22 protein-coding genes and 1 riboswitch are annotated in these 24,972 nt (G+C 38.8%); of the genes, 2 read left to right on the forward strand and 20 right to left on the reverse strand.

All coding sequences use genetic code 11. From position 1 onward, the window contains the following. Positions 1-6 precede the first annotated feature (6 nt). The 15 genes from R2R35_RS09105 to R2R35_RS09175 all read right to left on the reverse strand — a co-directional run bounded on the left by R2R35_RS09105 (position 7) and on the right by R2R35_RS09175 (position 17,455). Positions 7-1,452 carry a hypothetical protein gene (locus R2R35_RS09105; protein ID WP_317734193.1) on the reverse strand — a complete coding sequence of 482 codons (1,446 nt, stop codon included), beginning with the start codon at positions 1,450-1,452 and terminating at the stop codon, positions 7-9. Positions 1,453-2,046: 594 nt separating this feature from the next. Next, positions 2,047-3,024 (reverse strand): hydrogenase expression/formation protein HypE, encoded by a 978-nt coding sequence (gene hypE, locus R2R35_RS09110; protein ID WP_317734194.1) that lies wholly within the window; start codon positions 3,022-3,024, stop codon positions 2,047-2,049. 224 nt (positions 3,025-3,248) lie between these two features. Next, positions 3,249-4,292: a hydrogenase formation protein HypD gene (hypD, locus tag R2R35_RS09115; RefSeq protein WP_317734196.1), complete on the reverse strand. Its 1,044-nt coding sequence runs from the start codon at positions 4,290-4,292 to the stop codon at positions 3,249-3,251. Beyond that, positions 4,279-4,506 (reverse strand): HypC/HybG/HupF family hydrogenase formation chaperone, encoded by a 228-nt coding sequence (locus R2R35_RS09120; RefSeq protein ID WP_317734197.1) that lies wholly within the window; start codon positions 4,504-4,506, stop codon positions 4,279-4,281. The genes hypD and R2R35_RS09120 overlap by 14 nt, the downstream gene beginning before the upstream one ends. 418 nt (positions 4,507-4,924) lie before the next feature. Continuing rightward, positions 4,925-7,258 carry a carbamoyltransferase HypF gene (hypF, locus tag R2R35_RS09125; protein WP_317734198.1) on the reverse strand — a complete coding sequence of 778 codons (2,334 nt, stop codon included), beginning with the start codon at positions 7,256-7,258 and terminating at the stop codon, positions 4,925-4,927. Next, entirely contained in the window at positions 7,228-7,884 is a 657-nt protein-coding gene (gene hypB, locus R2R35_RS09130; protein ID WP_317734199.1) for a hydrogenase nickel incorporation protein HypB, read from the reverse strand. The genes hypF and hypB overlap by 31 nt, the downstream gene beginning before the upstream one ends. A 394-nt stretch (positions 7,885-8,278) precedes the next feature. Beyond that, positions 8,279-8,620 (reverse strand): hydrogenase maturation nickel metallochaperone HypA/HybF, encoded by a 342-nt coding sequence (locus tag R2R35_RS09135; RefSeq protein WP_317734200.1) that lies wholly within the window; start codon positions 8,618-8,620, stop codon positions 8,279-8,281. Next, positions 8,613-8,951 carry a 4Fe-4S binding protein gene (locus R2R35_RS09140; RefSeq protein WP_317734201.1) on the reverse strand — a complete coding sequence of 113 codons (339 nt, stop codon included), beginning with the start codon at positions 8,949-8,951 and terminating at the stop codon, positions 8,613-8,615. The genes R2R35_RS09135 and R2R35_RS09140 overlap by 8 nt, the downstream gene beginning before the upstream one ends. Before the next feature lie 290 nt (positions 8,952-9,241). Next, complete coding sequence (locus R2R35_RS09145; RefSeq protein ID WP_317734202.1) at positions 9,242-10,321, reverse strand: hydrogenase large subunit; 1,080 nt, start codon at positions 10,319-10,321, stop codon at positions 9,242-9,244. Then, positions 10,318-10,665 carry an NADH-quinone oxidoreductase subunit C gene (locus R2R35_RS09150; protein WP_317734203.1) on the reverse strand — a complete coding sequence of 116 codons (348 nt, stop codon included), beginning with the start codon at positions 10,663-10,665 and terminating at the stop codon, positions 10,318-10,320. The genes R2R35_RS09145 and R2R35_RS09150 overlap by 4 nt, the downstream gene beginning before the upstream one ends. 59 nt (positions 10,666-10,724) lie before the next feature. Then, positions 10,725-11,171 (reverse strand): NADH-quinone oxidoreductase subunit B family protein, encoded by a 447-nt coding sequence (locus tag R2R35_RS09155; RefSeq protein WP_317734204.1) that lies wholly within the window; start codon positions 11,169-11,171, stop codon positions 10,725-10,727. Between the two features lie 255 nt (positions 11,172-11,426). Continuing rightward, complete coding sequence (locus R2R35_RS09160) at positions 11,427-12,287, reverse strand: respiratory chain complex I subunit 1 family protein (protein ID WP_317734205.1); 861 nt, start codon at positions 12,285-12,287, stop codon at positions 11,427-11,429. Continuing rightward, complete coding sequence (locus R2R35_RS09165) at positions 12,287-14,197, reverse strand: NADH-quinone oxidoreductase subunit 5 family protein (RefSeq protein WP_317734206.1); 1,911 nt, start codon at positions 14,195-14,197, stop codon at positions 12,287-12,289. The genes R2R35_RS09160 and R2R35_RS09165 overlap by 1 nt, the downstream gene beginning before the upstream one ends. 476 nt (positions 14,198-14,673) lie before the next feature. Further along, positions 14,674-16,398 carry a heparinase II/III family protein gene (locus tag R2R35_RS09170; RefSeq protein ID WP_317734207.1) on the reverse strand — a complete coding sequence of 575 codons (1,725 nt, stop codon included), beginning with the start codon at positions 16,396-16,398 and terminating at the stop codon, positions 14,674-14,676. 88 nt (positions 16,399-16,486) lie between these two features. Next, positions 16,487-17,455, reverse strand: coding sequence for a helix-turn-helix domain-containing protein (locus R2R35_RS09175; RefSeq protein ID WP_317734208.1), 969 nt, complete (start codon positions 17,453-17,455; stop codon positions 16,487-16,489). A 106-nt stretch (positions 17,456-17,561) separates the two neighbouring features. Between R2R35_RS09175 and R2R35_RS09180 the strand changes: the two genes are divergently transcribed. Both R2R35_RS09180 and R2R35_RS09185 read left to right on the forward strand, forming a co-directional pair. Then, on the forward strand, positions 17,562-17,708 hold the full coding sequence (locus R2R35_RS09180; protein ID WP_317734209.1) for a hypothetical protein: 147 nt from the start codon (positions 17,562-17,564) through the stop codon (positions 17,706-17,708). A gap of 161 nt (positions 17,709-17,869) precedes the next feature. After that, positions 17,870-17,953: riboswitch (cyclic di-GMP riboswitch) on the forward strand. A 74-nt stretch (positions 17,954-18,027) separates the two neighbouring features. Next, on the forward strand, positions 18,028-19,734 hold the full coding sequence (locus tag R2R35_RS09185) for a bifunctional diguanylate cyclase/phosphodiesterase (protein ID WP_317734210.1): 1,707 nt from the start codon (positions 18,028-18,030) through the stop codon (positions 19,732-19,734). A gap of 192 nt (positions 19,735-19,926) precedes the next feature. Here the strand turns inward: R2R35_RS09185 and R2R35_RS09190 are convergent, their stop codons facing one another. The 5 genes from R2R35_RS09190 to R2R35_RS09210 form a co-directional block, all read right to left on the reverse strand. Beyond that, positions 19,927-20,895, reverse strand: coding sequence for a helix-turn-helix transcriptional regulator (locus R2R35_RS09190; RefSeq protein WP_317734211.1), 969 nt, complete (start codon positions 20,893-20,895; stop codon positions 19,927-19,929). Between the two features lie 327 nt (positions 20,896-21,222). Further along, the gene (locus R2R35_RS09195) at positions 21,223-22,347 is read right to left on the reverse strand and encodes a DUF4825 domain-containing protein (protein WP_317734212.1); all 1,125 of its coding nucleotides are present in this window, start codon (positions 22,345-22,347) and stop codon (positions 21,223-21,225) included. Then, positions 22,331-22,834: an RNA polymerase sigma factor gene (locus R2R35_RS09200; protein ID WP_317734213.1), complete on the reverse strand. Its 504-nt coding sequence runs from the start codon at positions 22,832-22,834 to the stop codon at positions 22,331-22,333. Before R2R35_RS09200 ends, R2R35_RS09195 begins: the two co-directional genes overlap by 17 nt. A 180-nt stretch (positions 22,835-23,014) precedes the next feature. Next, entirely contained in the window at positions 23,015-23,950 is a 936-nt protein-coding gene (locus tag R2R35_RS09205; protein WP_317734214.1) for a hypothetical protein, read from the reverse strand. Positions 23,951-24,000: 50 nt separating this feature from the next. Next, on the reverse strand, positions 24,001-24,852 hold the full coding sequence (locus tag R2R35_RS09210) for an AraC family transcriptional regulator (RefSeq protein ID WP_317734216.1): 852 nt from the start codon (positions 24,850-24,852) through the stop codon (positions 24,001-24,003). Positions 24,853-24,972 lie beyond the last annotated feature (120 nt).

The raw sequence follows: 24,972 nt of genomic DNA on the forward strand, positions 1-24,972 counted from the left end.
TACCTCCTATGGAGCAACCCAATGTCCGCTTTCTAATAACGTTTTTTGTGCTTCTGTTGCAATATCGTTTTGAAAGGCTGTTATTGCTTGTTGCCAATCATATCTACTTGTCCATACACTATCACCCGTTAATATATGTGTTACTGCCTTTTGTCCTGTTGGAGTGCCTGGAGTAGTACGTTCTACAACCCATGTGTTGCCTTGTCCTGTTGGTGCACCAGGAGTTTTTGTATGCCAGCGAGCTTCATATTTATATGTTCCATCTGACCACTTATAACTTATCTGGTCATATCCTGTTTTAGACTGGACTTTAACCGTTGCATTACTTGGAATAGATGTCGGTGCTGTCTTTGCCAATTCACTTGTTTTTCCACTCCAATCGGCACCAGTAGTTAACTTACCCGAACCCTTAATAGCCTTTCCAGCATTCCCCGCCCCCTCACGAATACCTTTAGCCCCACCACTAGCCTTATTCGTTAGATTCCCAACACCACTACCGGCCACCACACTTTCACTGTATATTATTTCACCGGTCTTAAGATTCTTTATTGCTTGTACACCTTTAACTGTTACTACCGCAAACCCTTCCAGAAGCGTCATTGTTGCAAAATCTCCGTATATCTCTGCCCATTCTGTATCCATTCCTCCAATTATCGCCATTTGCTTCATTTGCTCGGAGTAAAGCCCAGGAAATCTATCCCATAAGTATTTTAATAGATATCTGTATGCTTGTGGTAAATTCCTTGCATATTTTAAATTAATTAAATCCTGTTCATAAGATAATAACTTTTTATCATCTTTATCTTCTGATTTTTTACTTTGTTTGTCATCTGGATTCTTATACCAATTTTTGATTGCATTTTTTAAATTTACATTATCATTTTCCTGATTATTTTTCAAGTCTGGAAATTTTCTTACCTCTTTTCCGTATCCTGACATCCATTCAGACTTACTATATTCTGTCAATGCTTCCTTATACCATTCTATAATAAAATCTTTCGTGAATCTTGAACCGGGCAAAAGATCTTTTATGCTGTCTGCAATCAATTTCATTACTAATTTGTTATCACCAATGCTAACCAATAATTTTAATATTTTGTCTACCCAATTCTCAAGACGACCGGATTCATTATGAACCAACTTATATCTGCTTTGCATTGCAATTGTATCTGCGACTTCCTGATCCCTCTGAATGGCCACTTCAATTAACTCCCTGATTTGATTTGCCAAATGGTTAAAATTTTCAGACTTTCCTTTTAACATTTTGATTTTGTCACTTACCAAATCTCTTGCATTTGTTAAATTTCCTGATGAGGCACCTGTAACATTATCTATTGCCGTTACAATATTCTGCTCCAGCTCCTCCGCATAATCATTCGTTTGTCTTTCCAGATCTTTGGAGTATTCTATGACAGACGCCAGCGCATCATAATCTATTACGAAATCTGACATAACAAACTATCACCTCATTTTCTTTTTCATACATATGTCATTACAATTCAGGTATTTATATTTCAAAACAAACTATAAATTTATTTTGGTTATACATACGACATACATACAATATGATAGATGATATTTATTTCGTTGTAATTTCGATGTATTTTAACTAGTAAGAGTTTTTTATGACAACTAATTTATAGCGATTGCTTTATGGTATACGATTGCTTTGTCGTACTAACTTGTTGTAACTGCATTGCTGTTATTGCCTTGCTGTTATTGCCTTGCTGTTGTTGCCTTGCTGTTGTTGCCTTGCTGTTGTTGCCTTGCTGTTGTTACCTTGTTATAGCTACCTTGTTGCAATTGCAGATTTATCTGATTACAATTAAAAATTATCTTCATAAAATAAGCAGTTGATTAGAATAAAAGTACTTCTCCTTTATCCTAACCAGCTGCTGCCTTTTCTCTTGTTCTGCCCCTTATTAATTCTAAAGAGGCAGGTGATTTCTATTTGTAATGCAATATAATCCTGAAACTTTCAGCCGAAAGAAACATAAACTTTATCACCTTATATTTCATTTGATCAAAACAAGCTACATTTACACCTTAACATATACGAGGGAGCCCTTCTCCATAAAGTACATCCACAATACGGCTGCCGTTATAAATAGTGTTCAGTATTACCTTTGAACCACTTCGAATATTGCCGATTAATGCAGTATTCTCACCATATTTCGAATTTCTCATAATCTGTAAAGCCTTCTCTGCATCCTCTTTTGCAACAACTGCAATAAGCTTGCCTTCGTTGGCCATATATAATGGGTCAAGTCCCAAAATATCACAGAAACCCTTAACCTTTTGGCTTATAGGAAGTGCTTTTTCCTCAAGCAATACCTGACAGGAGGATGCTGCCGCTACTTCATTTAACACGGTAGCCAGTCCACCCCTTGTTACATCCCGCATACAATGAATATCAATTTCCTCCTCCATAAGCTTCGTAACAAGCTCTTTTAGCGGCGCGCAGTCGCTTCGGATGTCATTCTCAATCTCCATTCGATGGGACATTATAGCTGCATGATGTTCACCCAGGTTACCGGAGAGAAGGATAACATCCCCTTCTTTACAGGCAGCTATACTGATTCCTTCTTTCTCTATCTCTCCGATACCTGAAGTATTAATATAAATACCACCATTTCCCTCTATCACCTTCGTATCACCTGCTACGATAAATACGCCTGCTTCCTTGGCTGCTTCTGACATAGAAAAGGCAATTCGCTCAAGATCTTCAAAAGAGGCTCCTTCTTCTATTATGAAACCTGCCGTTAAGTATTTCGGTATGGCTCCCATCATCAGCAGATCGTTTACCGTACCGCACACAGCTACTTTCCCAATGTCACCGCCTTGAAAGAACATAGGGGTTACCACAAAGGAATCTGTCGTAAAGGCTATCCTGTTCTTAACTGTCAGTACAGCACTATCTTCCAGCTTGTTTAACACTTCATTGGTAAAGTGCTTCATAAAAATTTCGTTTATCAGACTGGTGGTCTGTTTACCGCCACTGCCGTAAGACATATCTATCCGCATCTTCTGATTCCTTCCTGCACTCTGTATATTTCCTATTATCTTCTTATTCCTTGAAGGTTTTTACTTCTTTATCATATTGTCTTTCTATTTTATTACTCTTTTATCTTATTACTCATATTACTCTTATCACTTTTTTTATTACTCTTTTTCTATTATTCTTTCTTTATTACCTTTTTATCTTGTTATCCTTTTTCTAATTAACCTTTCTTATTATCCTTTTATCTTCAACTGTTCTTATACCAGATTCCACAGGCTCCTTCTGCTGATACCATACAGGGTCCTAAAGCATCCATAGGAGTACAACGTTTACCAAAGGCCGGGCACTGGGAGGGACTAATTCTGCCCAGGATGACCTCTGTACAGCGACAGCCTGACGGGAGGCTCTCTTCCGCCACAGATAAGTCACTGTGGATACCATAGTCGGCATAATCTGTTTTCAGGGCAAGACCGGAAGATGCTATATTACCGATACCTCTCCACCATGCATCAGAGGGTTCAAAGTATTTCATCACCGCATCCATGGCTTTCCTGTTTCCTTCCTCTTTTACTGCACTGGTATAAAGATTCTTAACCCGGTATTCACCCGCAGAAACTTGTGTCAGAATCTCGTAAACAGCGGCAAGAATATGCTCTCCTTCAAAACCGGCTACCACAAAAGGTTTCTGATATTTTTCCGCCAAGGGTTCGTATATCTTACTGCCTATAATGACACTTACATGCCCCGGACATAAGAATCCATCTATGCCTTCTTCTTTCTCACACAGATAGGACAATGCAGGAATCATGGTCTTTATAGCTGTTAGAAGCTTCAGATTCCTGATACCTTCTCGCTCCATTTCCTCTATAAGTATTGCATACAAAGGAGCTGTGGTCTCAAAACCCACTGCTGCAAATATATAAGTAATACCCGGATTCTCCTTCGCCAGCTTAACAGCCTGCAAAGGGGAGTAAAGGAACCTTACACGCCCTCCCATTGCTTTAGCCTGGGTCAGGGAATACTTGCTGCCTCGCACTTTCATCATATCTCCAAAGGATAAGACTTCATACTTCTCTTTGCCGGCATACTCTATTAATTCATCGATATAACCAGAGGGTGTTACGCATACCGGACAGCCCGGGCCTGATATGAGCTGGATTTCTTCCGGCAGCAAAGAGCGTATGCCCGCCTTAAAAATACTTGCTGTATGGGTTCCGCAGACCTCCATAATCTTAATCTTTCTACCTTTATACTTCTTGATTTCTTCTGTTACTTTCTCAAGTGTCAGCATTTATTACCTCATTTAATTCTGAAAAAATACTTATCATTTCTTCCGCCTGGTCTTTTTGCACCACCTCAATGGCAAAGCCTGCATGGATTAAGATATAATCCCCCACCTTTGCCTCCACCAGACTGATATTGGTCTCACATATATTTCCCAGGATATCCGCTTTGGCGGTGTCCCCCTTTATCTCAGTTATTTTTCCCGGTACTGCTACACACATATTAACCTCTTTTCTACTGCAATGGCCGATAATTCCTGTAATTTTTGAATCAGTTACTATCCGTTAATAATTATACTCTGTATAAACTGAAGTTTTTCTCATTTCTAATGGAAACAACTTAGTTATGGCTGCTTTTGCAAGTAAAAGAATGCAGCGGCTCATCGATTCCCTTAACCTCAAACAAATACTATAATTACTGATAATATCTTATACTTATATTATCTTATATTTATATATCTTGTACTTATATCTTTCGCTGTTATTAACTCAGAATGATAATTTCTTAAAATATATCTATCTCAGCTTGTTATATCTTAGCCTGATATATCCCCGCCTGTTATATCTTAGCCTGTTATATCTCTGCTTGTTATATCTCTGCCTGTTATATCTCTGTCTGTTATATCTCTGTCTGTTATTCTTAGCCTATTATATCTCTACCTGATATTTTCTCATACCTCTTTAATCCTATATATGTCTGACCAAGGCTGATGCCTCCATCCCCCGGGGATACCGCTTCATTACGATATACCTGAAACCCCTGCTCTGACAGACGTTGAGTTACCCTCTCTAGCAGCAAGGAATTTGCAAAGACTCCTCCGCTAAGGGCAACCGCAGAAATATCTTCTTTCCGGCTAAGACTGTTGCAGATACGTAGTACTGCTTCCGCTATAGCATAATGAAATCCAAGGGATAATGCTCCTCTGTCCTCTGTAGCTTTGGAAGCTGCAAGTCTACGAATCACACCACCTGGCTTCATCTGATATATTCCGTTATCCTCTGTTATATCAAATTCCATAAAGACAGGTGCAATTTCCGCCATCAGAGCTTTCCTGCCCTCCTGCTCCAGCAGCACTGCGGCTTCTCCCTCATACCTGCTCTCTGAACAGATCCCAAGCAAAGCCGAAACCCCATCAAAGAGTCTTCCCATACTGGAGGAAAGTACCGTATTTGTACTATGGATTAAAGCTGCTTTGATCATGGCACTCCTGTCATCCTTTATAACCTCTGAAAGCCCCTCTGCCAGAAGATAACAAAGAGCAGTCTTTCCCGCATCCTTCTGAGAAGCATCCCCTCCCATTAAAGGTGTATAACTTAAGTGTCCCACTCTTGTAAATTCTCCACCCTCACAAAGCAGGAATTCCCCACCCCAAACATTCCCGTCCATCCCATAACCGGTTCCATCAAAAGCAATACCAAGTACCTTACCCTTAAGATCATGTTCAGCCATAACAGAAGCTATATGGGCATGATGATGCTGAACTCGCAGCACCGGAAGCGCCAATCCCCTGGCAAATTCTGTGGAATGGTAGCCCGGATGCATGTCACAGACTGCTAGCTTTGGTGAAAGGAAGAGAAGAGCCTTTAAGTCCTCATATGCTTTTTGGTATTCCCTTAAGATATCATATTCCTCTAAATCGCCAAAATATTGAGACATTACTGCTCTTCCACCCTTATAAAGACAAAAGGACGCTTTTAGGTCTCCTCCGGCTGCAAATATTTCTGCATTGCCTTCAGGCAGTAAGACTGGATAAGGGGCATACCCCCTGCTTCTTCGTATGATCTGACGTTTCTTATTTATTACTTTCACCACAGAATCATCCACAGAACGCAGAATCTTACGATCATGATATAATACTCCATTCAGATAAGGAGAGTTAAGGGAGAGTATCTCACTGTTCTCTCGTATGATTGGTTTTCCCGATAAGTTGGCACTGGTCATAATAAGTGGCCCAAGCTCTTTCGTTAATAAGAGCTGAATCGGTGTATACGGAAGAAAGGCTCCAAGATAAATGCTCTCTCCACTGACCCCATCTGAAATTCTTCTCTCCTTCTCATATAAAAGCACAATTGGCCTTGCCTTACTGCGAAGCAGTTTTTCCTCCTCTTTGTTTACCTGAGTATAAGCTTTAAGAGTTTCCATATCCGGAAAACAGAGCGCAAAGGGTTTCTTCTCCCGCCCTTTCAGCAGACGAAGCTTCTGTACTGTTTCATTTAAAAAAGGAGAACATATATAATGAAAACCCCCTATTCCTTTAACTGCTGCTATACCTCCCGACCTGATTACCTTTATTGCCTCAGCCAAAGCAGTTTCTCCCTCAGCCCTGAACGAACTGGCTGATATCTCCCCTGCGTTTTCCTCCCACCGAAGAACAGGTCCGCATTCCATGCAGGATATGGTTTCAGCATGGAACCGCCTGTCAGAAGCTGCCGTATATTCATGGTTACAGGCATCACACATGGAAAATTCCTTCATTACTGTGGTATTTCTGTCATAAGGGGTGTGCTCCAGTATGGTATATCTGGGCCCGCAGGCTGCACAGCTGATAAAGGGATGCCGGTATCTTCTGTTAAGTTTGTCCGCTAATTCAGACGCACAGTTCTCACATAAACCAATATCCGGTGTAAGAGAAAAGCCTTGTATATTATTAGTACTGGCACTAATAACAAATTCACCGCTTTCATACACAGCAAGCTGTTCCCTGGTTAGTTGCTCCTTTGTAATCTTTTCTGCTTCGATGGCATGGATTTCATAGTCTTTTCCTTCTTCGTTCCTTAGTTCCTCCAGAAATTCCTTATGCACTTCTTCCAAAGCAGCCGCGATTATCTCTACAATACCGCCCAGATTACAGACACCACCAACAATTTCAAGCCTCTTTGCCAGAGAATATACAAAAGGGCGGAAACCCACCCCTTGCACAATTCCGTATACCAATATCCTTTTTATAACAATTCCTTTTTTCCTTTTATCCACTGAACTACTTCCTCATAGCCTTCTTTGCTTCTGGCAGATACCTTGATTACAGGGGCTGTCTTATTTAAAGCACGTACTCCTTTTAAGAAAAATTCTTCATCAAAATCCACATAGGGCAGCAAATCACATTTATTCAGCAATATGATATCTGCTTTCTCATAAGCAAGGGGATATTTATAAGGCTTATCGCTTCCTTCGGTTACAGAACCGATTAACAGTTTTACATGCTCTCCAATCTGAAATTCTGCCGGACACACCAGATTTCCGATATTTTCAATAAACAAAACACCAGGTGCCAGGTCAAGTTCTCCTGCTGCCTTTTTTATCAGGGGTGAGTCCAGATGGCAGGCTCCTCCTGTATTTATCTGAATGGCTTCCACTCCTAAGGACTGTAACAGCCTGGTATCAAAATCTGCTTCGATGTCCCCTTCTATTACATAGGAGGTGATATTCTCCAACCCCTTTATAATCTGTACCAGGGAAGAAGTCTTTCCTACTCCCGGAGCTCCCATAACATTCACTGCAAATATACCTTTATTGGTAAAATTCTCTTTGGTTTTAGCAGCTACTTCATCGTTTTTATCATAAACAGACTGCATGATTTCAATTTCTTTTGTCGCTTCCATATATACCTTCTTTCCTGACCTGGTGAACTTTCAGATACTTACATATAGGCTGATTTTAGTTCTTTTGCCATAACAAGTATACCTGAATATAAGGTGTTATTTTGTCTGGACGATAGAAAGAACTATATCCCCTTTAAATAATATATACATCACCATATAACCGTTTAACAAAATGTATTTCCAGTTGCTTCATACCTCAAGCTTTTTATTTATAAATCTAAGCTTTTATTAATTAATTTAAGCTTTTATTAATTAATTTAAGCTTTATTTATGAATCTTGTTTTTTATTACAGATCCTAGCTTTTATTTATGAACCCTAGCTTTTATTTATGAACCCTAGCTTTCATTTATCTTGCTGTATGTCCTATATCCTATCTTAAAAATCCCTCAGGCTCTACCTGATTTCAATGGATTTGAGATAGAATTCTTTTCCTATCTCTGTAGGTTCTCCTGCTCCTTTACAATAGGGGCACTCAAAGGAGAAGGGCTTTCGTTCAAAATACGCCTGACAGGAGGTGCATTTAAGCTTCGGTTTAACCCTTTCGATATTTAATTTCGCATTTTCGCAGGGAGACCCTTCAGCTATGATATCAAAATACAGATTTATGGAATCTGCCACATAACCGGAGTAATCTCCTACTACCAGATTTATCTGTTCCACAGAGGTTCCCTGATTTTTTTTCAGGTACTCCTCTGCCATTTCAATTATTCTTTGTGTTACCGGATATTCATGCATTGGTATATTGATCCTTAGACTCCCCATAGGATGGAGTTGTGTAGTGATTATCCATTGTCAGGCATTTCTTGGGACATACCTCACTGCAGTAACCGCATTGGATGCATTTTAAGCGGTCGATTTCCCAGGAGGCATCTGCTTTGCTTACCAGAATTGCTCCTGTGGGGCAGCGTCTCTGGCACATCCCGCAGTAAATGCACTGGGGCATATTGATTTCTATCTTGCCTCTGGTGCGTTCATATTTATCTTTTTCCTTCAATGGATAAAGACGGGTGTAAGGCCCGTGAAACAAGCTCTTAATAAGGGTTTTCGTCATATTTAGTATCGCCATAAATTCCTCCGTTCCGATACGTGCTTACCTTGAATTATAAAGAACATTTATATAAGTTAAACCAGGGTGTGTCTGAAAACTGCTCGTGCTGGGCTGGAGTTTCACTTTGCAGGAGGCAATTTGCGACAAACAGCAATTTGCGATAAACAGCAAAACGCGATAAACAGCAAAACGCGAATTTGGGAACCTCCTGGTATAGGTGTCACGCTCCCAAAATTGCTAACGCAGAATACTGCAAAGTGGGGCCTTCCAAACGGTACCATGAGTTTTCAGACACCCCCTGACAGCCTCTACCTTTCGGTACAGCTGATACAGGGATCTATGGTCAATATCAGAATAGGTACATCTGCCAGTGAGCAGCCTTTGAGTGTTTCTAACAGTGCCGGGACATTGGCAAAGGTCGGTGTTCTAACCCTTACTCTGTCAAGGAATTTTGTTCCGTTGGCTTTGGTATAATAAATCACCTCTCCTCTTGGCTGTTCTACTCTGGTAAAGTGCTCTCCATTGGGATTTCCGGTTACCTTAACCTTAATATCTCCTTCCGGTATTAAGCTGATAGCCTGCCTTATAAGGTCAATGGACTGAAAGATCTCCTTGATACGGACACTGGTTCTTGCATAGGAATCTCCTTCCGTATCAATTACCGGTGCAAAATTAAGGTGCTTATAGGCTGCATAACCCTGGGTTCTCATATCAAAGTTCAAACCACTGGCTTTTCCCATAGGCCCTACTGCTCCAAGTTCAAAAGCCAACTGTTTTGATAAGACTCCCACACCTTTGGTTCGATATTTTACAGAGGAATCCTTAAAGAACACGGTAGTAAGCTCTGTCAATTCCTTCTCAATAACATACATGGTTTCATTAATCTTCTTTAAGGTCTCTGAACTGATGTCTTTCTTAACCCCACCGATTTCACAGACTGAGAAAATCACTCGTCCGCCGGTGGTCTCTTCGAAAATATCAAGTACCTGCTCTCTTAAACGCCAGGAATGCATAAACAAGCTTTCAAAGCCAAAAGCATCTGCCAATAGTCCCAGCCACAGAAGATGGCTGTGCATTCTGGACAGCTCTGCCCAGATAGTACGCAGAAAATCTGCTCTGTCGGGTATCTTTACGTCCATGATGCTTTCAAGGGACATACAGTAACCCATTCCATGCATAAAAGAACAGATTCCGCAGATTCTTTCCGCTACAAAGGTATATTGCTGAAAATCTTTTTTCTCCACCAGCTTCTCAAGGCCTCTGTGAATATATCCAATCTGAGGAATGGCCTCCACTACGGTCTCATCCTCAAGTACCAGATCCAGATGAATAGGTTCCGGCAGTACCGGATGCTGGGGGCCAAAGGGGATTACAGTACGGTCGCTCATGCTTTTTCCTCCTTTGCGGCAAATGGTGTAGCTATCGGTATACGGTACAGCTGATTGTTGAAATCGATGGAAATATCTTTTATCGGAACTCCGAATAATTCCTTGATCTCATTCTCATATAGAAATGCGTAGGAATAGAGGGAGCTGATACTCTCAATCTCAGTAGTGCTGTCAATGATCAGTCTCAGATGTATAAAGTCATACTCTTTGTCAAAGGAATAGCTTAGCTCTATTCCGTCTTTTGTAGTTGCTGATATTGCTACCAGGCGATACCCTTCATGTTTATAATGTACAACGTGGGTAAGCAGTTCCCCCGGTTGTATTTCCTTAATATTCTGTTCCATTCTTCCTTCTCCTCAATTTTAAGTACATGGGGACATTGCTGTCAGTGAATTATGCTACACTACTTTGCAAGAGCCTTCTTCCCGGATAAAATCTTTTGCTTCTCATCAAGGATTGCAAGAGCTTTCACTACTCCGTCAATAATAGACTCCGGACGGGCCGCACAACCCGGTACATATACATCAACGGGCAGTACTTTGTCTACACCGCCGACAATGTTATAGCATTCAGCAAAGATTCCACCAGAGGTGGCACAGATTCCCACTGCTACCACAACTTTGGGCTCAGGCATCTGCTCATAGAGCTGTTTTACAATGGGTATATTCTGTTCATTTACACTTCCAGTTATCAAAAGGATATCCGCATGTTTGGGATTTCCGGTATTGATTATGCCAAATCGCTCTACGTCATAAAGGGGCGTAAGACAGGCTAACACTTCAATATCACAGCCGTTGCAGCTGGAACCGTCATAATGTAATATCCAGGGTGATTTTTTTATAAAATTCATAGGAACCTCTCTTTTTACGTCAATTCTGTTATTCTATAAACCAACTAAGTTACTTCTCCAGTACTGCAATCCGTTAGCTTCTTGCTATAAGTGCCTGCTATTTCACTGAGAAAAGTCAGAGAACAAGACATAGCGGTCAAATTAGCAGTATACTTCGCCGGCCTGGGACAACACCTCATCTGCTCAATGGCAGGTGGTGCATTATGGGAACTCCCTGAAATGCAGTACCGGTTATTCTCTCGTAACACTGTTCAACTATCTGAAATATGACAATACCATTAAATTAACAGACCCCAAAACAGCCGTAACCAGCCAGGCAGACTTTAAAGCGAAATTCCATTTCATTCTGGCAAAGCCGTTATCAATAAGTATCTCCAGAAAATATACCAGCAGGCACACAATAATGCCAACAATAATACTGGAAATATGGCTGGTAGCAAAGAACAGGAATACGAATACCAAAGCGATAATTTGTTCATACCAGTGTGTAATTTCAATTACTGCCAGATCTTTCCCGGAATACTCTGTGGTGATTCCCTGTACGATTTCCTGATGCCCATGATGGGACATACTGAAATCAAAAGGTGATTTGCGCAATTTAAAAGTGAGTATATATACAAAACCTATAAACATTCCCGGCAGATATACAATTGCTGGTATATTGTTTTTAATAATGTCAGAAATGAAAAAGCTCTTATCTGCCAGATAGAAACCGATTCCGGTAAGCAGTACCATAGGCTCGTAAGCCATCATCTGAAGAAGCTCTCTTTCCGAACCTATCAGACTGTAAGGCGAGTTGGAGGCATATCCGCCAAGTATAAACAGTACCGAACCCAGGGTAAGGGCAAAGACCGCCAGCAGTATATCCCCGCCCAGAAGAAGTATTACTGAGGTCAGTATTACAAAGATCAGGGACAGATACACATAAAAACGGTGCATCAGGTTAACTTCTATGGCTTCTTTCTGAATGAGCTTTAATACATCATAAAAGGGTTGAAGCAGAGGCGGACCTTGTCTTCCCTGCATTCTTGCAGTAATTACCCTGTCCATGCCCGTAAGCAGTCCTCCTGCTATCGGTGTTAATAGAATGATTACAATTATTTTAAGTATCAGCATTATTGAGCAAGCCCCCCGATTAGAAGTATTACGCCGAGCACCAGTATAAGTATTGCGATAATATTACCGATGAACAGCATTTTCTTACTGTCAAAATATTCAGAAAGATACCAGTTACGCATCTCCGCTTTCCTTTTCTCGCCAAGACCTCCATAGAAGGTCTCATTATCTCCGGTATTTTCCCCAGCCATATAAATAGGCACAATTCTTCTTTTATCTCCTTTGTAAAGAGGAATAAAACTAATAGGAATGATAATCAGCATGGCAAGCATCATTATCATAAGGTTGACATCACTTGTACCAATAGGTATTACCGCATCTTTACCAAAAAGCTCTGTCAAATAGGGAACAAGCGCATAATCAGAGATAAGCGGAAAGGCAAAACAGGAAACGATAACAATTATGACATGTATGATAATAGGCAGTTCTTCAAACAGGGAAAACGAATGCTCCTTTTCCTGCTTCCGATTGGAACCGGACACCAGTTTACCCATCCATTTCGTCCAATAGAACAGGGTGATGGCGCTGCCGTAAGCAATCACTATAACAGCCAGTATATGTCTGGAATCAATAAATGCTTTCATTGCCACCCATTTAGAGATAAGCATACCAAAAGGTGCCAGGAACATTCCTGCAATACCAATAAACATAAATAGATTCAGTTTTCTGGATACCAATGCCAGATCTCCCATATCCTCTACATTACGGCTGCCCAGCTGATGCTCGATGGAACCCACGCACAAAAACATCAAAGATTTTGCAGAAGCATGGAAGATAATCAGCAGGATGGCTGCCCAAAGTGCTTCCTGACTTCCGATACTGGCGCAGATAACAATCAGCCCCAGGTTGGCAACGGTGGAATATGCAAGAATCTTCTTGCCATCGCTTTGAGTAACTGCTGCCAGTGAGCTTAACAGGAAGGTAGCACAACCTATTCCCGTTACCGCAATCCCCACCGGTGAATCCCCAAGCATAGGTGCAAGTCTGATAATCAGATATACGCCTGCCTTAACCATAGTCGCGGAATGCAGCAGTGCGGAGGAAGGTGTAGGTGCCACCATAGCTCCAAGGAGCCAGGAGGAAAAGGGAAACTGGGCAGATTTTGTGAGAGCTGCCACAGACATCAGGAAGACCGGCACCATTGCTATGGCTTCAGGTTCAAGAGAAATCAGCGTTGATAACTCAAGGGTATCATAATGTAATCCAATAAATACGATGGCAACGGCAAAAGCAAGTCCGCCACCAAGGTTAATGGTTAACGCACGATAGGAATTGCTCTTTGCCTCTTCTGTTCTTGTATATCCAATTAGCAGGAAAGAGCAAAGAGAAGTAACCTCCCAACAGAAATAAAGCCAGGTCAGATTGTTACTCAGCACCAGTCCGAACATAGCGGAGAGAAATAAAAACAGGATGGACAGGAAAAAGGATTTTCTCTCTGCATATTCCTTATGGTGATGGTGGTAATCCTTCATATAGCCCACTGCATAGATACAGATCAGGCTGCCAATGATACCAATAATAAGTACCATGATACCTGACAGCTTATCATATACAATCTGATTCACTATCTGGATATGATGTCCTGCGGATAATTCAAACCACAGGATCAAAGGTGTCTGTATCGCCGCAAATACAGTCACTAAGTACTTTTTGTCCCTGATGCTCTTCACAAGAACATAACCTGCGATTATAATCTCAAGACACATTATCAGGTATGAAATTCCCTCTTCTTGATGATAAGAATAAGTAATACCGTCTCCGAAATATCTCACGGTTACCAGAACGGTTAGAAGGGCGATACTTGCAGCCCCTAAAGTTACAATAGCATTTCTTATTTTATCCTGTCTTATAACAAAGGAGAGGATTGCTATTGCCAATGGAAATAAAATGAGTGTAGTAATTAAGTTCATATTCGTCACCTTGCCGTCAATTGATATAAAGCCGGTAATAATAAAAAGAAGTCTTCAGACTGCAAGTCGTCATTTGGCTGCTATCTGCATAGGCTGATTTTATAATATCTGCTTATTTTCCAATCACTTTTTACGTGATTCTGTCTAATTATACACCCGTTTTATAAACAACGCAAAACTATTATTTGTTTTTTGCCTAAAAATTTAATATTTTTAATGAATTTTTTAGTGTATTTGTTTATATTTTAACAATCAACTTCGACAAAATTTCCTACCAATACTTTTTTTATGACGTATTTCTATGAAAGTAATTCGTTTAATATGGAAAATGCTTCTATCATCAGGAATGTAATATTTTGTGAAATTAATAAATATTTAACAATCTTTTCCAAGTAAAATCCATGTAATTTTCTGCTCCTGAAGCAAAAAAGCATCCGCTCATATTAATGAGAGCTGATGCTTTAAATGACATGATATTATTTTTCTTCTATATTTATGGTTATGACAGAGGAGATTTCCTTGAGGAGCGGCAATTCCCACTGTACCAGATATACTTCTTGCTGTACCCCTTCATGGTCACTGTGCAGTACAGCTTTGACTTCGATTCTTACATCCTTATCCTCTACTGTAATCCTGCAGTTGGAAGAGCCTTTCTTTAATAAGATATTGTTTTTCTCTATTTCCGGTTTAATACCAGTTATCAGGTTTTCCCTGATTGAAGTAGTACTCTCAGTACATTGAAAATCATCTCTCAGCCACACTGAACCATCCTCTGGATTAAAAGTCACCGATCTTTTGATACTTTTTATATTATTCTCTTCATAAGCCTTTTCCAGATTAATTACAGTTTCAAACGCCTTATCTGTATAAAAGTAAGTGCAGGCATGTTCTCTGCCGCTTAACTGCCCTTTGCCATTTATAATTGGAATACTGTGACCTAAGGAACTGTTACACAGAATGTCATATCTGCCGTTTCCAAAATAATCCTTGGTATATTCTCCAGCTCCCAGCTCCGCCAGGAACATATCTTTCTTATAGACGTAGAGGAAGCTTCCTATATCATTATGATTATGGGGTTCATCATTATGCCCCCCCTTAATAGCAAGGCCTGCTTTATTCTTACTGCGCATGACATTCCACTGGGCATCCTTTAGTGTATCCTGCGCATTCAGGTGCAGGTTCCGTTCTATTATCGCACCTGCCTTAAGGGCTTCGATATACTCTTTTGTCCAAATGTAGTCTCTGTAAATAGCTGCCCACCTGAAGCAGGGGTCTGTGTCATAATCCCCGGCAAGTAAAATTGGCGGGAGGTTAACCGTTTCATATTGCAGCGCAAGCTGCAAGGTAAGTCCCATTTTATATTTGGTATGACTGTCGCTATCGGAGAAATTAACGGAAAGTCCTTCCTCAAAGTAACATTTCTGCTGAAACTCAGCTATACGTCTGACCTTATCATTCTTGAACAGGTTAAGCCTTCCCTTGCTATATTCCGCTAATTGCCCTGCAAAGGTTGTAAAGTAGGTCATTCCATATGTGAAATAACCGATCCCTTCCATACAGGTGCCGTCCTCCGGAAAACCTTTCAGGTAATACGCAAGGGAATCTGTAATACGTGCTATTACAGGTTCTAATTCTTCCGGCTTATTTTTAAGCATATAAAAGGAGGCGCTGCCCAGCGAACCACTGCAGACAGCACACCAGTTATGGGTCGCATGCTCCCAGCTGCTATAAGGTGCAGTACTACGATAGAAAGGTGTTAACACTCTGGTTAAAACATTATCTCTCACACTTTCATAAACTGCTATGTTTATTTCATCCTTTAACAGGTATATGATCTCTGACAAGGCTTGCGCAGTTTCTGCCGCAAATAAATCGATGGTCTTTCTCCATACAGGATTATTGATTCTGTCCACGTGAGGCGGTAGCGCCCAGCATTCCTCCAGGCAGATATCAAGCATAATCTCTTCCAGCTTCCTGATATCCTTTACTCTTCTTTTGATTACAGCAAGCATACCAAATACTGCAAGATATTTTCTGCGTTCAAAATATACTGCTTCAAATTCCAGACGATTGCCCGTTCTTTCATATAAGGAATATAGCTCCTCTGAAATCCAGGGCATTTCTTTTTCTCTTAGCTCTTCCCCTGACAGCTCAAGCTTGTCTATGTATGCTTCTAAGAATTGCTCCAACTCTGTAACCATTTGTGCCTCTCCCCCAAGTTCTCTTTGCACAAACGATGTAATTTCTCGTGCTTTATGGGAACCCGTTTTCTTCACGTCAATATTATTTTTATAACGTTTCCTCTTCTGTATTGGACTTATGATCCTTGAAGATTTCTGGATAGTTTTCTGCTATCGTGCTTTCCAGATCTTCCAGTACTTTAAACTGTTTTGTTATTTTATAAAGACAGATTGTCTGATCGTAAAATTCTTTTGCTTTGTCATACTGCCCTAACTTATATAAAAGTTTAAATTTCATAAACATTAGACCTGGTAGAAACCGCATATAGTTTTCTTGAATAGAATAATCTATTCCTTTTTCTATAAATTTTTCTGCATTTATAAAATCTCCATTATTTAATGAAATATAACTAAGATTGTTTAATATACTCTGATAAAATTTCTTAGCAAACTGGGATGCCTGATACATAGGGTATGGTGCTGGTAATATATTAGTTTCCAAAACATATAATAAGTCTAACAATATTTTATTGGCAATATCTTCTCTTTTTAGAGACATATAATTAGTACTCATACAGTTGATAATCGAAAGCCCAACATTTGAATAGGTATATTTTTTTATGGAATCTAATGTAAAAGATGGATCTTCAACCATAATTGCTTTAAGACAATAATTTAATGAGGTCGTATAATTCTTTTCAGAAGTGGCGTAGATTGCCTTGCCATACAATATATGTTGTAGGTTCGCACCTTTTCCAAAATCTTTATGCTTCTCATACTTTTCTACTAGACTTTTAATTAATTCAATGTCTCCTAAAGCCATTGCACTATTTATAGCCTGAATTCCTTCATATCCAATAACTGTATTTGTTGAGAAATGCATTTTAAAGTATTCATTAAGATCCATGTTAAACTTAATGGATAACTGATTTAATAAATAAAGCGAAGGTTCGAACTCTCCCTTCTCAATACGGTATATCTGCTTCGGTGTACAGATGCCTTTTGCCAGTTGTTCTCTAGTCAGGTTTCGTGCTTCCCTTAATTCTCTCAGGAATATGCCAAAATGCTCATAGCTCATATATTAATCCGCCTTTTTTGATGGACATAAGTGTCCATTTATATGCCCAAAACACAATGGTATAATTTACCCAAAGAATAAATTATTTTCATCTGGGGGTAAATTTATGAAATTATTTTCAAAATTACGTTACTTTGCTGCAGTTTTACTTGTTCTAATATCAGTATCTGGTTTAGTCACACCATCCAGAGGTTCAGGTGTAATAACAACTTTAGCCGAACCCGGAAATATTTATGTGATTGAAACTAATTAATTTTTCTGTTCAAATTATAGCATAATTTTACAAAGTTATCAAACCTTTTGACACTTACTCTAAAAATATACTTTTATAAATCAGAATGTATTATTACAGTAAATACATAGATAATTAGAACCTACTGAAAGAATAATAAACTTAATATCACCATTTATTTCCCGAAAGAAAGGCATAACTGTCTAAAGGCAGTGACGCAAAGCTATAGGGCCTAAACCTGACAGGTATGGCAGCCAGTTGCAATTATTTCCTACGAAATAAAATCAAAAATGTACAAAGAGGCTGATCTACTATGTGATTTGAAAAGCGAGGGATTTTAATGAACAAAAGAGGCAGCAATATCAACATGTTATCTGCAGATACCAATTTTGAAGAAATGTGTGAACGGTATGATGTAATCGCTGAGCAGACGAACTTAGTCATTTTTGACATCAATTTCGAGGAAGATACATTCTATGTATCTGAAAATTTTATGGAGTTAACAGGGATATCCTTATACAACCAGAAGAATTCCTTTAAGCATCTTCTGGGATTAAAGTACATACATCCCAGTGATTTATTGAGATTCAAAGAATTTATAAGAACAGCAAACCCCGACCAGGCTTCCACCTCTATTACATTCCGCAGAAGAACTGAGAACAATGAACTGATGTGGGTGCGTTGTAAGCGTAAATGCTACTTTAACGCAGATGGCCGGTTAACAAGAGTCCTTGGCACTGCCCAGGAAGTCAGTAAAGAAATGGTTGCCTATACAGTAAACGGAAACGATCTTTTAATGGGTGTCAATATTCCTACTTTTAGTCGGTTTGAATATAAAACCAGACGTATAAGAAGAACTAACCCTGACAAAAAATTTGCCGTTATTGTATTTGATATTAAACGTTTTAGCGTTATTAATGACTTATATGGTAACAAAGAGGGAGACGGAGTATTAAAATATATCGGCACTGTCCTATCCTCCAATACATCCAGCTGTTATGCTTATTGCCGGCTGTATTCGGATAATTTCGCAGTATTTACAGAGTATAGAAATGAATCCGAAATTTATGATTTTGCTTTATTTCTAAAAAAACAGATGAAAGAGTATCCTCTAAAAATGGAAATCTCCTTTTCTATCGGTGTCTGTCTTGTTGAGAGCAAAGACCTTTCCATGAATGTATTGTGCGAACGTGCTACTCTCACGAAAAAGACGATCAAAAATGATGTTATGAAGACTCTTGCTTTTTATGAGGATTCTTTACGAAAACGGACTCTTGAAGACAGTGATATTGAGAATGAAATGATTTCCGCATTATCTAACAATCATTTTGAAATGTATCTGCAGCCTAAAATGTCCATCCCTACCACGGAGGTAGTGGGAGCTGAAGCTTTAGCACGTTGGAATCACCCGGAAAAAGGTATCATTCCTCCGGAAAGGTTTATACAGCTTTTTGAGAAGAACGGATTTATAATCTCACTGGACTATTTTATTTGGGAAAAAGCTTTTCAAACGATTGCAAAATGGGTGAAAGAAGAATATCCTGTTATACCAATATCGATTAATGTATCCCGTATCCATTTCAGCAATTCCGACTTTGTAGACAAGCTCATGTATATATCTGAGAAATATCAGGTACCTCCTACCTACATAGAGCTTGAAATAACAGAATCAGCATTCTTTAACTACAAAACGGATTTGCAAAGTAAACTGTATACGCTAAAAGAGAAAGGATTCCGACTTTCTCTGGATGATTTCGGTACCGGATATTCAACTTTGAATTTTCTGAAAGACATTCCATTAGATATTCTTAAGATGGATAAGGCATTTCTTGACGGGACTGGGGAGAACCGTAAGGAAGAAACCGTTCTGGAATATACCATAGCACTTGCCAGAAGCCTTGGTATAGAAGTGGTTGCAGAGGGGGTTGAAAATTTCAGCCAGGCAGAATTTTTATATCGTTCCGGTTGTGAAATCGCGCAAGGATATTTCTATTCGCCGCCACTTCCGGTTGCTTCCTTTGAAAGATATGCCGGATTAACCAAATGAGAAACAAATAAAACCTGCTAATAAATAGAGACTGTATTAACAAAATCTGCTGGTATACCGATAATGATAATACAGTCCCTACTTAATACCTTAACACTTTCACTATCTGTTAGATGACCTTTCTGTTTCTCTATTTCAATAACATCTAGGTCATTCTATTCTTATTATAAGCTATAGTACTTATCTGGTGTCTTAACTTACCACAACATTCCTATCATCTAAAAATCTTAATATTTCTGGATATTCTTCTCTTGCATACTCATCAATTTCTATACATGTATTCATTTGCTTAACAAGTTTAAATAGTCCTTTTGCCTGTACAAAGTATTCTGCTGCTTCCTCAAAATTTCGTTTTTTATAATGAAACTTAAATTTATTATAAATTAGATTCGGCAAACATTTTAGATTGTTCTCTTTTATGGAATACTCAATACTATTCTCAATCATTTCCTCCGCTTTATCTAGTTCATCGTTTGATAGAAATATACAACTTAAATTGTACTGGAGATTTATATACATTTTTTTTGAGAACTGACCTGCCTGATACATTGTATACGGTGCATTTATGTAGTACTTTTCAATAAGAGACAATAAGTCTGATAAAATTTTATATGCAACCTCACTCTTTTTCATTTTTAAATAATTTATACTGATGCAATTTATAATAGCAAGCCCTACATTAGAATACATAAACTCTGATATGGTATCAATTGTAAATAATGTATTTTCTATTAAAATACCTTTCGTACAATATTCTAAGGATTCCTTATAATTTCCTATATCACTTTCGCAAATTGCTTTAGCATAATATATATGTTGTAGATTCTCTCCTTGTCTAAAATCATCATTATCTTCATACTTTTTTATCACTTCTTTCAAACAATTAATATCTGCTAAATTTATTGCATCATTTATTTCCTGTATTCCTATTAATCCATCCGCTGTCTTAACAGTATAATACATCTTGAAATATTCATTTAAGTCAACATTTAGCTTAATAGACAATTTATTCAATAAATACAAAGACGGTTGATACTCTCCTTTTTCAATCCTATAAATCTCTTTTCGCGTACACACACCAGATGCAAGTTGTTCTTTCGTTAGATTTCTTGCCTCTCTGAGTTCTTTTAAAAATGTACCAAAATGCTCATAATTCATCATTCAATCCTCACCTCATTTTTAACAGGGACATAACTGTCCCCTTATTTTTCTTTCTTTCTCAAATTATCAATGTTATAATTATTTCAAACAAAGGTAGTTCTATTTATATTTGTCATTATCACTTATGCTAAATAGTGTATATTTGTAATAAGGCAAAAATAGCTGTTATCTTTTATACCCCTCAATAAAGTTACATCTGTTTTATGCCTTATTACACATATATAGTATTTTATCTACCATATTTTGTCAAGTTTTCCTATTTTACAGTAACACTTTAACTTTTTATCGTAAAGAAACGAATGTTTCTATGAGCTTATAATAATTTACTTATTTTTCAATACCAAGAATATACAAAAGGCTTTGTATTTCACTCACTGAATCAGAAAAGCTCTTGATGTCTGAGCCAGCTAACTTCCCGGCTTCTGCTTTTGTAATTGAATGAATGATTTCCTTTTCACCTTTTCCGGTCTCCGCTGTATATTTCCACGTTACTTCACTTAAGTTGTCAATCATGGCTAACATAATACAAGCATAAGACTTCATAGTAACATCAAATTCCTCGACTTCTTGTTCATTTACCGTATCTTCAAACAGTAAGGTATAGCCATAAGGCTCTGCTTTCGTCTGCAATTCATTTTTAAAATTACCAAGGACCTTCGCAACCTTAAGGTCATTTAAAATCCTGCCGTTGGCAGACATATCTCCCACATAAGGATTGCGATGTTTATAGAGATTTTTTGCTAATAACCCCGGTTCTACATTTCCCCAGGCGGAGTAGGTTTTAATCCAGGTCTCAGCTTCTGTTCCTGCTGCCTTTAGCTCTGTCTCATTACTCCAGATCAGAGTTTTTTCATATTCTCCATTATCGTAATTATCGAGGCTGTCATACAAATAGATGTTCTTTATGCCACTCATACGAGTACTAAATTCCCACCTGCTGTAATTAGCCGTATTCTCTTCAAAACTTTGTAATTCCTTTTTCTTTTTTAACTGTACCTTATCTGTCTTTAATGTTATATATATATTTCCATTCTGCTCAAACCAGTTCATCCCGTCTGCATTGACCTTATCTGAAACCCGCAGTGTAAAATAGATGTTCGTATTCTTTAGTATACTTAATTCCTCCACTGCCACTTCCGCAGGTTTTACCGGACGTTCGGTAAAGGAATAGAGTAGGGCGGATATACCCGCAACAATAAGTACAGCCATAACCAGTATACCGGTTAGTAGTGATGTCCTTTTCGTCTTTCTCCAGTGGCTGGATAACTTTTTGATGACTTCTTCCCCTTCGCTGTCTGCTGCTGAAATATCCGATTTATATGCTTCCAATTCCCTTCTGCAGTCCTCACAAGTTGCAATATGTTCCTCCACAGCCCTTTTACTGTCATCACTGCATACATTGTCCAGATATAACGGCAGTAAGTCTTTTATAATATCACAGGTCTTTTCCATTATCTTTTTCCTCCATAAATGCTCTAATCATCTTCTTGCTGCGATAAAAAGTGACTCTTGCCCAACTTTCGGTCTTATGGAATATCTCTGCTATCTGAAGAAAAGACAGCTCTCCGAATATCCGAAGCGTAAAGACCTCTTTATAAGGCTCCTCCATGTTATGAAGATGCTTGTGAATCTCCAAAACCGTTTCTTTATCCTCTAACCGTATAAATAAATCCGGGCTTTCATACTCCTTGTCATAGTCCCACTGTGACTCCTTCTTATGCTTCCTACAATAATTAAAATAACTGTTCTTTGCAATCTGGCATAACCAGGTACTGATTTTCGCCTCTCCTTTAAACCTGTCTATGTTTTTAAGTGCCTTATAGAAGGTTTCCTGCGTTAGCTCTTCTGCTAGTGTGGGATTGGCACATAACCCCAGCACATAAGCATATACCTGTTTAAAGTACTGTTTGTATATACGGTCAAAGTCTATTTTCTCCACCCTTTATCACCTCATTTCTGTTGTTGCATAAGTTAGACCCGTAAAATTAGTATTCGTTACAAAATAGAAAACTATTTTTATTCTTTCATTTCAACAATGCAAGGAAAACCTGAAAGAAAGGAAAGCTCTGTGTAGTATATTACAGCAGAACTTTCCTTTTCATATATTCTTGTATGTATTTTACTGGGTACTTCTAATTTTTAAATACTTCCTCATTAACTCCATACCCTTCTCTTCCTCTTCCCAGGCCGTTTTCAACAGAGCGCTGATTTCTTCTCGAACTGGTCTTTCCGTTAAATCTTTCCGGGCCTTTACCTGGAAAGCCTTATCCCAGGTTTCATATACCCTCTGATAACAGTCACTTAACGCTTCCAATCCGTACTTTTGGAAGAATTTCCAGGCAAAATATTTTAAACCTCCAAAGGTTCCCAGATAATATTCAAGATTCCAGGCTATCTCCGGGTTAAAGTCTTTGCCAAAAAAAGAGATAAAAGTAGGATAGACCTCTATTCCTTTGATATTATCACACCATTCTTTCCCCTCCAGGTGATCTAAAGCTATTTGAAGCGTATCTCGTATGATTTGATTCTGCTCTTTGTCTGTTCTGCCTTCTATTGTAAGGACAGACAGAATGGGAATCTCACGTTTTCCAAGTAGTTTGTACTCCATGTTCTCTCTTGCTCCGGTTATAGCAAGCGTATCTAAAAGTTGCCTTTCATCATCATATCCAGTTATCAGTCCCCATTCCGGTACTCCGGTATCCCAGGAAATAGCAGGAATCCCTCGGTTAATGGAAGCTTTTATCTGCGCTAATGCTTCTTTTTGCTTCTCTTCTTCGATATCCTCCTGTCCCCAATACCTTCCCGTGTAGTTACAGTGCAACCCGCCGTTTTGAACCCAGGGTTTTTGGTCGTCAAAACTCCAGATACTGGTTCCACTGGGACATAGATCTGGTGCCATCCACATTCTAAATGCGAAGCCGCTGGTTGCCACAATATCTTCTGCTAAGACTTCATAGGGGCTGTTCTTAACAGCCGCTGCCAGGCATTTTGCGAAAGAAAACAAATAACCGGTGTTATCCTGTATTCCTTCAAAGCTTACATTGATACTTTTCATACCTACCTCTCTTCTCCTGCCCATATTGGCATTTTAGTGATAAAATAACTTCATAGTGTTCCAATCATTTCTAAGGTTTGCTTCTCTTTACTACGAATCGGTATAAATATTTTTTCACGAAAGCTTCTGCTGTCTTCTGTATATACTTCGAACTCTGGCTGTGAGAGCCGCTCATAACTGCTGACAGGCAGCCATACCGTATTAATAAATTCCCAGGTACGATGAATCGTATTAACAAAGTTGTTCTGACTTGAAACCGGAGTAGTAAAGACTGCATATAAGCCTTGAGGAATTATAATTTCTACCGTTCCGCTTAAGTTCCCTTTTGCCTGTTCCTTCAAAATCCCTATGTAGTAGTTAAGAGTTCCGTTCCATATACTGACTCCGTAATCTTCACAGGTGATACCACCTGAAAGCTTTTTAGACATCTTTTGGCAATTATACTTGTTCCAGAATTTAGGAGGGTACTTCTCATCACTGGGATATACGACTAGAAGCTTTTCTTTTCTATAAAGTACTTCCGGTATTAGTTGAAAGGCGGGTACTTCAAAGCTTATCTTCTCATAAAGTTTCAGACTGTTCCTCACCTTTTTTAAATCTCCCGGTACTATTCCATGTTCTGTTTTGAAAGCCCTTATAAAATTCTCCGGGGAATTAAACCCGTAATAATACCCGATGTCTGACAGATAAGATGTTTTTTCAAGGATTTTCTTTGCACACTCCGTCAACCTCCTTTTCCTGATATAATCACTTGGAGATATTTTTACAGTTTCCTTGAAAATACGCAGAAAATGGTATTCTGAATAACCGCAGACTTTCGCACAAGCTGCAATATCAAGTTCCTGCGTAAGATTTTCCTCGATATATTCAATTGCTTTCTGCAGATGTTCCTGGTAATTCATATAACCTCACAATATTATTACTGGTGAATTGCTGCCTTCTTTATAATAGCTTACTCTACTTACTAACGATTGATAAATCCTGCTGCTTTTTTAAGTACTGATACCAAAATTTTCATCAGT

Origin of the sequence: Anaerocolumna sp. AGMB13020 (assembly GCF_033100115.1) — a bacterium.
Lineage (GTDB): Bacteria > Bacillota > Clostridia > Lachnospirales > Lachnospiraceae > Anaerocolumna.